The following is a 12606-nucleotide window of genomic DNA, read 5'->3' as shown; positions in this document are numbered from 1 at the left end:
CTACAGCCGGATCGAGCTGCGTGCCGCGCTGGCGACCGCCACGGTACGCGCCGCGAGCAGGATCCGGAGGGGGTCGGTAGGGGTGTCCCTGCCGGCCCCGATCCGGCCCGGCACCGGCCCATGGATCGCGGAAGCCGGGAGCAGGCGGGCGAGCGCGCCCACGCGGGGGGCGTTCCTTCGCCTACGGGTGGACATCCCCACTTCCAGGGCCGGACGGCACCATGATTGATCTTCACGCGTACACGTCGGAGTCCGGTGGCAGTCTGATGCCGCACGAGCTGGTCGCGCAGGCCGTCGTGGCCGGCGTCAAGGTTCTCGCGATCACCGATCGGGACACGGTGGCGGGGATCGATCCGGCGGCCGCGGTGCTGCCGGCGAGGATGACGCTGGTGCCGGGTGTGGAGATCTCCTGCCAGGCGGTCGTCGGTGGGCGGCCGAGGCCGGTCCGTCTGCTCTCCTACCTGTTCGACCCCGACGATCGGGCGGTGAGCGAGCTGCTCGGCCGGGCCCGCGACAGCGCCGAGCTGCGGGCACGACGCGCCGTCCGCCTCCTGCACATGGAGGGCTACCCGATCGACTGGCCGCAGGTAGCCGCCCAGACCCGGGGCGGACCGGTCGGCCGCAGGCACATCGCGGCAGCCCTGGTCGCCGCGGGCATCGTGCCCACCCTCGACGCCGCGCTCGGACGGGGCTGGCTCGGGGCCGGCGGCCCGTTCCACGTCGCGTCACGGCAGCCGGACATCACAGCGGCGCTGACCGTGGTCCGCGGCGCCGGAGGCGTCGCCGCACTCGCCTATCCCTGCGCGTCGCTGCCCGTGGACCTTCTGAGGGATCTGGCGGCGCGCGGCCTGGCCGGCATCGAGGTTGATCACCCCGAGCATGACGAAGACACCCGCCGCCGGCTGCTCGATGTCGCCGGGGGGCTGCGTCTGCTGCCGATCGGTGGCAGCGGCTACCACAGACCACCAGGACGCCTCGGCTCCGAGACCACACCGCCCGCCGTCTACCGGCGGCTCATGGCCACGGCCACCGGCACCCCGCCGATCCGCGGATGAACGCCCGGCGGCGATGGCAGATCGTCGACCTGGACGACGGCGAACGGTGGGAGGAGATGGACCCGGCCGTACGCAGAGCGGTCGACGAAGCCGGCCAGACCGGCTGGGGGCTGGTCTACGTCTCGGTTGGCCTGGGCGTCGCCTTCCTCCTGTCCATGATCGTGTGCCGGTAGGACGGCCGCTCTGCCCGTCGCCCCTGCGGGCGGAGCGGCCTCGCACATCCAGGGGCGGGACACGTGGATGGCAGACATCGATACACAGGGGCGGGCGCGGCTCGCGGACCTGGCCGGGGCCGTGCCGCTGGCGTTCGCGGCGGCGCACTGCGACCGCGACCAGCAGGTACTGGCCGGCTTCTGGCGGCGCAGCCTGCGGGCCGGCCCTCTCTACGAGAGGTACTGCGCGGCGCTCGCGACCACCGACGGCGAACGACGGGTGCGGGAACGAGGGGAGGAACCGGGATGACGCTCACCAGCGTGGGAATCGTCGTCGCCGTCAGTGCGGCGATGAGCCTGCTCCTGGGGTGGTACGCGGATCTGATCCGCCAGGCCCTGCGGCAGGGACACCACCGCGAAGTCCGCGCCGCCCTGATCGCGGGAACGGGGAACGCCCTGATCATAGGGATGATCGGGGTGGGTGTCTGGACGGTGGTGCACCGATGAAAGTCCACGCTTTCGACATCGGCGCGTCGGCCATCAAACAGGCGATCGTCGATACCGGTCCGCCCTGCCAGATCGTCACCGCGCTTCCCGTGCTGCGGCTCCCCCCGACACCGACGTTCCACGCCGTGCAGGAACGCATCCTCGCGGCGCTGACCGGCGCGGTCGAGGTCGAGCGGGTCGCGATCGCGACGGCCGGCGCGATCGACGCCGACGGCACCGTGATCCGCGCCGGGGCCATCCAGGGCTACACCCGCATCCACTGGCCCACCCTGCTCGCCGGCTTCTTCCCCGACCTGCGAGGGCGGGTCTATGTCGTCAACGACGGCGCCGCCGCGACCTGGGCGGAATACCGGCGGCGCGGGCGCACCGGGACCCACGTCCACTTCGCGCTCGGCTCCGGGATCGGTGGAGGCATCGCGATCGGCGGACAGCTCGCGCAGGGCACACCGCCAGGCCCTGCCGGTCTCGGTCACATTCTCGTCGACCCGGTCAGCACGCTGCGCTGCTCCTGCACCCGCACCGGCTGCGTGGAAACCCTCGCTGGCGCGCGTGCCGTGCGCCGCGGCTACCAGCCGTCACAGCCCGCCGCGGCGCGGCGCACCTCCCCAGCCCCGCGCACACGGGTCCCGACCGTGGCCGAACTCGTCCACAAGACCCAACACGGCGACCCGGCGGCCCGCCGCACGTTCGAGGCCGCCGGCTACTGGCTGGGGGTATCCGCCGCGACCGTCCTGAACATTCTGGGCGCCGACGTGATCACCATCGGTGGGGGGCTCGCGCAGGCCGCCCTCAGCGCCGCCGGCCCCGACAGCGGCTACCTCGGCGCCGCCCAACGTGCGCTGCGCCAACGGGCGGTTCCCCGCCTGGCCGACCGGGCCGTTCTCACCCCCGCCGCCTACGGGCCGGACGGGCCGCTGATCGGCGCGGCTCTCCTCGCCTCCGAGGGTGAGCTGTGATCGACGAACAGCGGGCACAGGAGATCGCCGCCACCCTGCTCGGCCGCCCCGCCGAGGACCCGCAGCAGCCCTGGAGTCTCCAGGAGTTCCCCCAGGGCTGGCTGATCAACAGGACCGCGCACCTCACCGAGGAGTACGTCGGCGCGGCGGGGTACGTCATCGAGAAGAACGCCGGCCGCGTCATGTGCTTCCCCTCGTTCGTGCCGCCCCGCCGGATCTTGCACGAGTACGACGCGGTCGTCGACCGGGGATACCCGGAGCACGCCGATGATTGACACGGAAAGAGCCCGGGAGATCGCGGTCGCGTTCCTCGGACGGCCGAGCAGCGATCCGATCCGGCCCTGGAGCCTCATCGAGTTCCCCCAGGGATGGATCATCAACGAGACCGGCTATCTTGGCGACGACTTTGTCGGCTCTCTGGGTCACGTGATCGAGAGGGAGGGTGGACGGGTGATGCGCTTCCCCACCCGTATTCCGACCGGCCGGATCATGACCGAGTACGACTCCGTTGTGGGGGCCGCGAGGGTCGCCTCGCCACACCAACAAAGTTCGTGAGCGGGCCGGACGAAGCAGCTCGCGTCCTCCAGGCCGACAACCTCGTCACGGCAACACCACGTGCGTCACATCCTCGAACTCCGCTGAGGCGCGACAGCGGGCGGCCCCGGTTGTCGAACACCCAGCCCCACCGGAGACGTGATTCGGGTCACAGCAAGTGAGGGGCTTTCGTTCTGGATTGTCGGACATGTGGCGATCGTGCTGCCCCTACCCACCGGACCCCCCGTCCGTGCGCCAAAGGAAGAGCCGCGTGACGTCGGCGATCAAGGGTGATGTCGCAGGTCAGAGGCTATCCGCTCCCTACCCGACAGGTCCCGGATTCGCGCTATGGACACGGTTTTCTGGGAGGCGGTGAGGTGGGCGCGGCGGGGTAACGGGTGGCCGGTTGGATTAAGCGACGATTCGGGTTAGCTTTTGTGGATCGTGTCATGTAACTGGTGCGCGGGGCCGTTTGAGCATCGGCGTTCGCTCGGTGCTGTCCCGGGCTGCCATGGACGTCGGAGCGTGCCCGTCGGACATCGGCACGGCACGATGCTTGCCGCGCTGCTTCGAGGGCGTGCGCAGCGGTGGGCGTCCGACGGAATGCCGCGACTGTCTGCGCCTTCCGGCCTCACGCGCCGTCCCGCTGCTCGGGTTCCGGGCTGCCGTCGTTCTCGTCGCCGTCGCCTGCACCGTCCTGGGTTGGGAGCCGCCACCGTATGATCACGAATCCTCCGCAGCAGCGTCATGTCGGCCGCCGTACCTACGCCCGGCCCTCCGCTCGCACGGTGACCGGAGGCGACCATCAGCTCTGGCTGGTTCGCCATCTCACTGCCCGGGACCGGTGGCTCGCCCGGATGGTCGGGGAGCATCGGGTACTGACCACCCATCAGATCACCCGGCTTGGCTGGACGTCGCAGCGCTCGGCGAACATCCGCCTGCTGGGGCTCTACCGGTGGCGGGTCCTCGACCGCTTTCAACCGCTGGTGTCCCGCGGCCTGGCGCCCATGCACTACATTCTCGACGTCGCCGGGGCGGCGGTCCTGGCCCACGAGGACGACCTGGACCCGAAGAAGATCGGCTATCAGCATGACCGGGCGAAGGGCATCGCCCACTCCCTGCATCTCGCGCACCGTGTCGTGGTCAACGAGATGTTCACCCACCTCGTCCACCACGCCCGCCAGCCCGACAGCGCCGCCCGGCTGACCGCCTGGTGGTCGCAGGAGCGCTGTGCCTTCGCGTTCGGGGACATCGTGCGGCCCGACGCCTACGGCCGCTGGGCCGAGCGCGGTGTCACGCTCGACTGGTTCCTCGAACTCGACCAGGGCACCGAAGCGACGCGTCGCCTCGCCGTGAAGCTCCTCGACTACCACAAGCTCGCGACCACCACCCGGATCACCACGCCGGTGCTGTTCTGGTTTCCCACCACCCGCCGCGAGGTCGCTGCCCGCAAAGCGCTGGCGCCCACGCTCCGTGGACTCGGCCAGCCGGCCCTCGTACCCGTGGCCACCACCGCCGCGGACCTCACCGCGACCGACGACCACCTCGACCCCACGCTCGCCCGCTGGCTTCCCCTGGGCCCGACCGGGCCTGGTCGCCTCAGCCTGCGTCACCTCGGCCAGTTCTGGCCCAACCGTCTCGCCRCCAGCGGCACGGACGCCGTCGCCAGCCCTCCGACCCGCGAGGGGCGGCTGCGCCCGCCACCGCCGATGCCCCCGACCGGTGTGGACGGGCAGTACAACGCCGCCTGACCGCCCCCACGCTCGCCGACGGTCCCGCCCTCGTGCCCACCCCCCGGCATGCGGCGGGACCGTCGCTGTTTCCGGCACCATCGGCCGCGGCACCTCACCTCACGTCTTCTCGGCGCGGCCCGGACGGTCGGGGCCGTGCACGGCCCGCATAGAGGTGAAGGGGCGGCACCGCCACCGGCCGGCGCGCGCGGCGTGTCCAGCCGAGGYGGACGGTCGGGACCGGCCCGCACCCGCATAGCAGGCAGGGACCGGACTCGGACCCTGCCGCGACCGTCACCGGAGAGGACAACAAAGCCCATGAACACCCACACCTGGACCCTGATCGAGGACATCACCGCCCGCGTGCAACGCGCCGTCCGCGCCGGCGACCAGCCCGCGATCCTCGGACTCCACGGCACACGGAACCTGATCGTCAGCGACTACGACTACCTCTGCAGCTGGGCCACCGCCCTCGCCTTCGAGATCCGCGCCGCGGCCCAGGCCCAGAGCAACGCCACCCACCGGTGGGTCCTCGCCGTTCCCCAGGTCTGGTACGACGACGGCGAGATCATCCAGGCCCGGCCGCTGCACACCGCACCCGTCCAAGCCGACGAGCAGGAGGCGATCACCTGGATGAGCTGCGACGACACCGACGGCGTCGACTACGGCCGCGTCCCGTTCACCCGCCGACCCAACGGCGAACCGGTCTTCGACGACCCCGAGTACTTCACCAGCCCCGTCCACTCGCTCCAGCGCACCCCCGGCGCCGCGCTGCACCGCCTTCTGACCGCCAACATCCCCGACCTCGCCTCCCATCTGCCGACGTGATCGCTGACCGGTCGCCTGAACGTCCCGCGGCGCGCTGCTTGGGGTCCGCGTCGCCCGCGGAGGAAGGCACTCGCCTCGGGATCGCCCAGAGTCCGCTGTCCGCTTCCGTGAAGTCCGGGTCCGGACTCGGTCCGGCCAGGGGCCGAAACCGGATCCACACCGCGTGGGACCGGGCCGGAGACGAACCGGACGCCGTACCGACCGTGGGCCGCAGGGCGAGCGCAGGGCAGGGGACGACAAGCCTTCCTGGCCCACCAACGGCTGACCTGCCGCGCTGTGACACGGGCACAGGCTGCCAGCGATCACTGGCCGAAAAAGATCAGCTGTGCCAGCTGCTCACGCTGGCCCGTGTCATCCCCTACCAGGGATCAGGAGGAGACGACAACCATGACTGTCGAAGGCGGGCGCGACAACGTCGGTTGTCGCGTGGACGATGACGCGCGCACGGCCGCGCTCGGCGCGTTGGCCGAGGCCCGGGAACGGGCGCGGTCCATCGAGACGGAGATCCGGACGCTCGCGGCACGGGCGGCGGCCGAGGGGGCGTCCTACGGCGATATCGGCCGCGCCCTCGGGATCACACGGCAAGGAGCCCGCAAGCGATTCCCCCGGCTCGTGGACGCCCGACAGCCCGCGACACCGCGGGTCGTCGGGGAGGAGCTGGAGGGCACGGGGAGCCCGGCTGGCCGCCCGTCGCCTGAGGTGTCGAAGCCAACGGCCTCCGACTCGACAACTCGGGTTGTCGAGCCTGCGGTGAGGCGGGAGGGGAGCGCGGTAGCCCGGCACTCCGGCGGCGCTGAGGAGAGACTGGATCTAGCCCCGACCGAACCCGCCGCGCCGGAGATCGTCTCGGACCAGGCGACAACCATGGTTGTCATCTCGGAGGAGCCGCCCCCGTCGCCGTTCTCCGACCCACAGGAGAGGGCCGCCGCGCCTTCCGCCGCGGCCCGGCCTCGTACGGCGCGTTCGCCGCGTGCGCGGACGACGCCGCCGTTGTCGGAGATGGATCAGGCGTTGGCCACTGCGGCGGGACTGACTGAGGACAGCGAGTACATCCTGGAACGGACCGGCAGCGGCTACCGCGTCCTGGTCGACGGCGTGCTGTGCGGCACCCTGCGCCCCGTCTATACGGRCATGGTCAGGAACCGGCCGCGCGGCTGGCTTCCCCAGGCACCAGGACACACCTCGGTCTTCCCTCCCGCACGCCACTACCCAACCCGCGACGAGGCCGTGTCCCATCTCCTCACCGACCTACGCCACCAGGCTGCCGAACGTCGACGAGCCCGCCGCCGCAGAGCCCACCGCTGACCCCTCCGTGCGCTCGCCATCCCCGACGCGCCCTGCCGCAGCCGCTCGCTCACGCTCACGGCTTCGGGCCGCAAACGCCCCCACCGAGCTGCGGATGGGACACGGAGCTGGCGCCGATCACCGACAACCGCAGATGTCACGCCCGAGCCGACCACGGCCAACGGCAGCGACCTGGAGGCCCCTTTCTCCCGCTGCCAGCGGTGAATGGTCCGTTCTGATGGCTCCTCCTGGTCCCTGGGCACCAGTCGCTCGCTGGCTAGAAAGGGTCAAATCATGCTGGCGTGCCGTACTGACTGAAAAGTTGGTACGAACGGTTCGAAGTCCGGCGGAGCAGGCTAGGAGAAGAGACGGTCCGCGGCGTAGAGGTGACGGACCGGCATCAGTCGATGCGAGGTGGACGCTGTGGCTTCTCCGTCCGCGACCGGCCGTCGCCACCATCTGGCCCGTCACACGGCCGCCAGCGCGCTGCTGGCTGTCACGATGGCCGTTGCGGCGTGCAGTTCGGGTAAGGACACGGGGCCGGAACCGGTGGCGCCCTCGACCGGTCCGGCAGCTCCTTCGCGGCTGACCGCGTCGCCGTCGCCGACGTCGCCGGCGGATCTCGCCGGTCAGCGGGCGGTCGCTGCGTATGACGGGTTGTGGCACGCGATCGCCGAGGCCAGCCACACCTCGAACTGGCGGTCCGCGGACCTCGCGCGTTACTCCTCCKGATCGGCGTTGCAGGTCGCCTCCGGGGGCCTGTACGCCGATCACTACAACGGGCTGGTGTCGCGCGGCGCGCCGGTACTGCATCCGAAGGTCACCTCGGTCAGCCCCACCCAGGCACCGACGACGGTGATGCTGTTCGACTGCGCGGACAGCGCGAACTGGCTGCGCTACCGCACCGCCGGCCCGTCGTTCACCGACGACCCCGGCGGCCGGCGGGCGGTCACCTCCGAGGTTCGGCTGCACCAGGACGGATCATGGAAGGTCACCCGGTACGCGGTCGAACCGGTCGGGTCATGCTGACCCGCAGCGTCCTCATCGGCGCCTGCCTGCTGGGCTTCCTCGCGACCACAGCACCCGCCTTCGCCGACAGCTACGCCACCGCGGACTGCGCGCAGAACCCCCACCCCGGCTGCGAGGTAAGCGCCGGCACGAACGGCACCGCGCCCACACCACCCCGCCGTGACGTCCGGCCCGGGCCGCCGGGCGGCACCTCGACCGGCCGCGGCGGCGGGGAGAAGAGCGCACGTCCGCCCGGTGACCTCTCACTCGACCCCTCGGAACTCGCGGGCTGCGCCTACACGCGCAGCGACTTCCAGCCCGAGGGCGACCCGATCCGGCCGGTAGCCTTCCGCCCAGCTCCACAGGGCAGCCGACCGCGCGTCGTCGCCGCCCTGGACCGCCTCGGCGCGCCACAGGTGCAACCCGTCGCCACCGCGGCAGACGGGCAGCCCGGAGCCTGGTACGTATACCAGTGCCAGGGCGACGGATGGCACGACGCGCTCTACCGGCCACCGGTATGGATCGCGGACGGGCAGGCCGGCCCCACAGCCACCGCACCCGACCCGGCCACCCTCGCCGAGCAGGCCCGCAACCAACTGCGCCTCCAAGGCCCCGCCATCGCCTTCAGCCCAACCAGACGGCAGCTCGTGYGACTACCAACCTGGATGTGGCTCGACCCCGCCAGCTGGCGACCCGTCTCCGCCACCGCCGCCGCCGGCGGAGTCTCGGTGCAAGCGGTCGCCACCCCCGCGCAGGTCGTATGGTCCATGGGCGACGGCACCGACGTGCGCTGCACCGGCCCCGGCACCCCCTACCAGCCCACCGTCGACCCGACGGCCGCCTCCCCCGACTGCGGCCACACCTACACCACCGACTCCGAAGACGAACCCGGCGGCGTCTTCCCCGTGTCCGCCACCGTCACCTGGAACGTCACCTGGGCCGGCGGCGGCCAGAACGGCACCTTCAACGGGCTCACCACCATCTCCACCGCCCAGGTCAGCGTCATCTCCGTGCCCGCACTGACCACCGGCGGAGGCTGACCACCAACCGCGACCCCTGCCCATCGGGGCAGCGAGTAGCGTGGGCAGCAGCCCATCGAGAATAAGAAACCGACCCTCAAACAATGCGACAAATCCGAAATCGCATATCCGAGAGTGAAATCGGAATCGGTGAGCAGGTCCCGCAGCAGCGGCAGCCCAAGYCGCCAGCGAGACACGTACCAGCCAGATGCCATACTCAAGGTAGGAACTCCACTGCCCGCGCAGCGCCCCTACCCGGTCGCCGCCGCTCATCTTTCCCGCATCCCGTGATAGGGACAGCTCGCAAGTAAACGCCCCGGGCCCTGCTGCCCACCGAGGCGACGTTCCCGCGGACACTGCCAGCATGGGYAGGTACCGGAACGCCGGCCCGCGTGCCCAGCGAGACATCCAACCTGGTCAGCGCGCTACTCAAGGTGGACCCGGCCCCCGCCGCTCCTGCGCAGTGCTCGCTTTCGTCGCGCTGCCCATCTGGCCCTTCCCCGCAGCCGTTGTGGGGATCGRCTGAGAATGAGCAGCCGGACCTGGGAGTTCGCGTCTATCTGAGCAGCGCTCCGAGGTGCGCGGCCGGGATACTTAAGCAGCGGATCGCCGGCTGCGGCAGTGCCCAGCGAACTGCCAGCGAGGCGTTTGCCCTGGTCAGCGCGCTACTCAAGTAGACCTGACCACCGCTGCTCATGCGGTCCGCATCTTCGGTGGCCGCTGCTCATCTATACCTGGCCCCTTCAGCCCKACCAGCACCCCGACGGTGGGCCCGTCCGTCAGCCAATCCGGTCGCCTGCTTGAGCCGCTACCCCCCACTCGCACGCTGGTGCAGGTCAGCGGCCTGCTGGCAGTACCAGAACACAGCCCGACTTTAGCTCCTCGGAGCTTTGTTAATAATCGATGGACCCTGTGGGGACTGGCCGTTCGCTGGCGGCGGTCGACTGGAATTCCGGGCACTACCGGCACGCCCTCCCGAATAGAAGACTTCCCCGCAAAGGAATCCCTCCATCCCTCCCGCTTTTCTATACATCTTCCATTCTACGATTTCACGCCTTCCGCCCTCTTCTGCTATTCGTCCGATTCTTATTTCGCCCTCCCCGCAGGCGTGATGGGTGCATCTTTGTCGACGAAAAATGGACGCGCGATGCCTGGGAAATTCCAGAAAAGATGGTCTGGGGATATTGATTTCTCGGTACCGGTGGGGGATTATTAGTTATCGGCGCGTTGCGCCCGGCGCGCGACGCCAATTCACCCTTCTGTGGAGTCTTTCCATGTCGCATGTCTTCTTTTCCCGTGAGATTCCGTCGACCGTTCCCGGTGAGGCCGCCACCCGCGAGGACATGGCGCGCGTCACCCAAGCCGACTGGGAGGCCATCGTCGGTCACGCCCGCCGCTACTGCCGGAAGCTCGACGCGTCCCGCTCCCGCAAGCGGGCCGACCGCAGCGCCACCATCAGCCGCAACGGCTACGCCCCCTATGGCACGGACGACGTGTCCGACGACGTCGCCCACGACGCCGTCCTGATCTACGCGCGTAGGCTCGGTGTGATCGTCCGGGACTGCGTCGTCGCGTCCGTCAATGTCGCCACCCGAGAGCCCGACCGCTGGCAGTACCAGCCCCAGGACGGGGAGATGTTCATCGTTGACCGTGGCACCGTCCGTGCGTGGGYGGTCAAGTCCGCCGCCCAGCGCAACGGCTACCGTCCCCCACGCCGCGAGACCAGCGCGGGAGAGATCGAGTCGCAGGCGCATCACCTCGCGGCGGTGACGTTCCTCGCTGGCGTCTCCGATGTCGTGTTCGCGGCGGCATGGGGAGACGGRCGCGACTTCCCGACGCTGCGGAGGATCATGGCTGTCGCTCGCCGCGCTGAAGATCTTGGACGTACCGGCGTGTTCGCCATCGTCGCCCAGCAGATCTACGGCGGAAAGTACGGATCACGCCGCGCTGTGATCAAGGTTCGGGATGCCGCACTCGCGGAAGCACGCGAACTCACCTCGCGCTGCGACACGATCCGAGACGCTCTCACCTATCAGGACCGGCATCGGCGCATCAGCAACGACGACTGACCGCGCCACCTGGAGCCTCCGAGCCCACGGCTCGGAGGCTCCACCCATGTCCGGTCACCTTGTAGGCCGATGCGACGCCTGGTCCCGTCAAGCCGTCCCGCCTGATCATCGAAGACGGGAGACCGGCGGTGTCCCGATCGGTGTAGCGCAGATCACGCCGGGCTGAGCACGGCGCACAGAAGCGGTCGGCGTCGGGAGACGAAGACCGGGCGGAAGGCGCCCGTCTCACCCACGGCGCACGACTGGGAGATCAGCAACGCCGCTACGTCGCTGTCAGGAACCGAACTCGCCATCGCGTGCGCCAGCGAGGAACGCCGTCCACTCTGCCGCCGTGAACACGAGGACGGGCCCGCCGGGGTCCTTGGAGTCCCGGACCGCACGGCCACCGTCGGGCAGCTCGGCGACTTCGACGCAGGCCCCGCCGTTGCCGTTGCTATGGCTGCTCTTGCGCCAGTGCAACTGGGTGTCACGGGTTGTGGTCATCGTCAACACCTTCCATCGCGTCGACGATCAGGCGGCGTGATGCGTCCTCATCGTGGGCTGATGCCCGCAGCCTATCCATCCGTTCCCGGTACTGACTGACGTCCGCCGGGCGATCAAGGTACAGGCTGCCGGTCGCCTGATCGATGTAGACGATCTCCGGTGTGTTGTCCCCGTCGGGGAAGCCCAGCAGGATGAACGATCCACCCATGCCCGCGTGGGCCCCGAGACGGAACGGCAGCACCTGGATAGTGATCTCGGGACGGCGGGACATCTCGATCAGGTGGGCGAGTTGGGCACGTGTCACCGTGGGCCCACCGACCACACGGCGGACCGCGGCTTCGTCCAGGATCGCCCAGAGCTGCGGCGGTGGGTCGGCGGYCAGCGCCTTCTGACGACCGAGGCGGAGATCCACGGCACGATCGATCTCCGCATCAGCCAGCAGCGGCGTGGCGGCCTGCATCACCGCGCGGGCRTAGTCGGCGGTCTGGAGTAGCCCGGGAACGAGCAACATCTCGAATGTCGCGATGTGGCTCGCCTCGGCTTCGAGCCCGACATACACCTCGAACCAGCGCGGAACCACATCCCCGTAGGTGTGCCACCAGCCCTGCTGCCGGGTCTCCTTGGCCAGCGCGAGGACCGCCTCACGTCGGGCGTCGTCGGTGATGCCGTAGGCGTGCAGAAGATCACTGACGTCGATCGCCCGGAACGAGACGAGCCCGTTCTCCATCCGGCTGATCTTCGCCTCCGACCCGCGGATCGCCTTGGCCGCCTCGGCGGCGGTGAGCCCGGCCGCTTCGCGCAGGCGGCGCAGCTCGACCCCGAGCCTGCGTCGTCGAACCGTTGGCCCCGATCGTGCCGCCACGACCCCTCCACTCCGCCTTGCCCCGCTGGCGCCACAGTCTGGCACCGCTGCGTGCGTCGCCGCCCACACAGGACCACAACAAGTCCGAACGGACTTCCGATCGTACTTGCATCCGGAAG

Annotated in this window: 16 protein-coding genes; 13 read left to right on the top strand and 3 right to left on the bottom strand. The window is 70.2% G+C overall.

The window, feature by feature from the left end:
* Positions 1 to 162, bottom strand: a complete 162-nt coding sequence (locus Manayef4_RS24925) for a hypothetical protein (protein ID WP_157493461.1) — start codon at positions 160 to 162, stop codon at positions 1 to 3.
* Positions 163 to 221: 59 nt separating this feature from the next.
* Here Manayef4_RS24925 and Manayef4_RS24920 point away from each other — a divergent pair, with 59 nt between their 5' ends.
* From Manayef4_RS24920 to Manayef4_RS10350, 13 genes are all read left to right on the top strand, one after another.
* Positions 222 to 1055 carry a PHP domain-containing protein gene (locus Manayef4_RS24920; RefSeq protein ID WP_011436229.1) on the top strand — a complete coding sequence of 278 codons (834 nt, stop codon included), beginning with the start codon at positions 222 to 224 and terminating at the stop codon, positions 1053 to 1055.
* Positions 1052 to 1228, top strand: a complete 177-nt coding sequence (locus Manayef4_RS24915; protein WP_023841616.1) for a hypothetical protein — start codon at positions 1052 to 1054, stop codon at positions 1226 to 1228. The genes Manayef4_RS24920 and Manayef4_RS24915 overlap by 4 nt, the downstream gene beginning before the upstream one ends.
* A gap of 67 nt (positions 1229 to 1295) precedes the next feature.
* Positions 1296 to 1517 (top strand): hypothetical protein, encoded by a 222-nt coding sequence (locus Manayef4_RS24910; RefSeq protein WP_023841615.1) that lies wholly within the window; start codon positions 1296 to 1298, stop codon positions 1515 to 1517.
* Entirely contained in the window at positions 1514 to 1714 is a 201-nt protein-coding gene (locus tag Manayef4_RS24905; RefSeq protein ID WP_023841614.1) for a hypothetical protein, read from the top strand. The genes Manayef4_RS24910 and Manayef4_RS24905 overlap by 4 nt, the downstream gene beginning before the upstream one ends.
* A complete protein-coding gene (locus Manayef4_RS24900; RefSeq protein WP_011436227.1) occupies positions 1711 to 2670 on the top strand; it encodes an ROK family protein in 960 nt (319 codons plus the stop codon). Before Manayef4_RS24905 ends, Manayef4_RS24900 begins: the two co-directional genes overlap by 4 nt.
* Positions 2667 to 2945 carry a hypothetical protein gene (locus Manayef4_RS10385; RefSeq protein ID WP_011436226.1) on the top strand — a complete coding sequence of 93 codons (279 nt, stop codon included), beginning with the start codon at positions 2667 to 2669 and terminating at the stop codon, positions 2943 to 2945. Before Manayef4_RS24900 ends, Manayef4_RS10385 begins: the two co-directional genes overlap by 4 nt.
* Positions 2938 to 3225, top strand: coding sequence for a hypothetical protein (locus tag Manayef4_RS10380; RefSeq protein WP_011436225.1), 288 nt, complete (start codon positions 2938 to 2940; stop codon positions 3223 to 3225). Before Manayef4_RS10385 ends, Manayef4_RS10380 begins: the two co-directional genes overlap by 8 nt.
* Before the next feature lie 698 nt (positions 3226 to 3923).
* On the top strand, positions 3924 to 4955 hold the full coding sequence (locus Manayef4_RS10375) for a replication-relaxation family protein (protein ID WP_070131452.1): 1032 nt from the start codon (positions 3924 to 3926) through the stop codon (positions 4953 to 4955).
* Between the two features lie 297 nt (positions 4956 to 5252).
* A complete protein-coding gene (locus tag Manayef4_RS10370) occupies positions 5253 to 5762 on the top strand; it encodes a hypothetical protein (protein ID WP_011436223.1) in 510 nt (169 codons plus the stop codon).
* A gap of 387 nt (positions 5763 to 6149) precedes the next feature.
* Positions 6150 to 7067: a hypothetical protein gene (locus tag Manayef4_RS10365; protein WP_070131451.1), complete on the top strand. Its 918-nt coding sequence runs from the start codon at positions 6150 to 6152 to the stop codon at positions 7065 to 7067.
* Positions 7068 to 7469: 402 nt separating this feature from the next.
* The gene (locus Manayef4_RS10360) at positions 7470 to 8075 is read left to right on the top strand and encodes a hypothetical protein (protein WP_070131479.1); all 606 of its coding nucleotides are present in this window, start codon (positions 7470 to 7472) and stop codon (positions 8073 to 8075) included.
* The gene (locus tag Manayef4_RS10355) at positions 8069 to 9094 is read left to right on the top strand and encodes an ATP/GTP-binding protein (RefSeq protein ID WP_254665570.1); all 1026 of its coding nucleotides are present in this window, start codon (positions 8069 to 8071) and stop codon (positions 9092 to 9094) included. Before Manayef4_RS10360 ends, Manayef4_RS10355 begins: the two co-directional genes overlap by 7 nt.
* 1253 nt (positions 9095 to 10347) lie before the next feature.
* Positions 10348 to 11142: a hypothetical protein gene (locus tag Manayef4_RS10350; protein WP_070131449.1), complete on the top strand. Its 795-nt coding sequence runs from the start codon at positions 10348 to 10350 to the stop codon at positions 11140 to 11142.
* 273 nt (positions 11143 to 11415) lie between these two features.
* Here Manayef4_RS10350 and Manayef4_RS10345 read toward each other — a convergent pair whose 3' ends face one another.
* A complete protein-coding gene (locus Manayef4_RS10345) occupies positions 11416 to 11625 on the bottom strand; it encodes a DUF397 domain-containing protein (protein ID WP_011436218.1) in 210 nt (69 codons plus the stop codon).
* Positions 11609 to 12487, bottom strand: a complete 879-nt coding sequence (locus tag Manayef4_RS10340) for a helix-turn-helix transcriptional regulator (protein WP_070131448.1) — start codon at positions 12485 to 12487, stop codon at positions 11609 to 11611. The genes Manayef4_RS10345 and Manayef4_RS10340 overlap by 17 nt, the downstream gene beginning before the upstream one ends.
* Positions 12488 to 12606 lie beyond the last annotated feature (119 nt).

Origin of the sequence: Frankia sp. CgMI4 (assembly GCF_001756285.1) — a bacterium.
Taxonomy (GTDB): Bacteria; Actinomycetota; Actinomycetes; order Frankiales; family Frankiaceae; genus Frankia; species Frankia casuarinae.
This window is presented reverse-complemented; position numbering and strand designations above follow the sequence as displayed.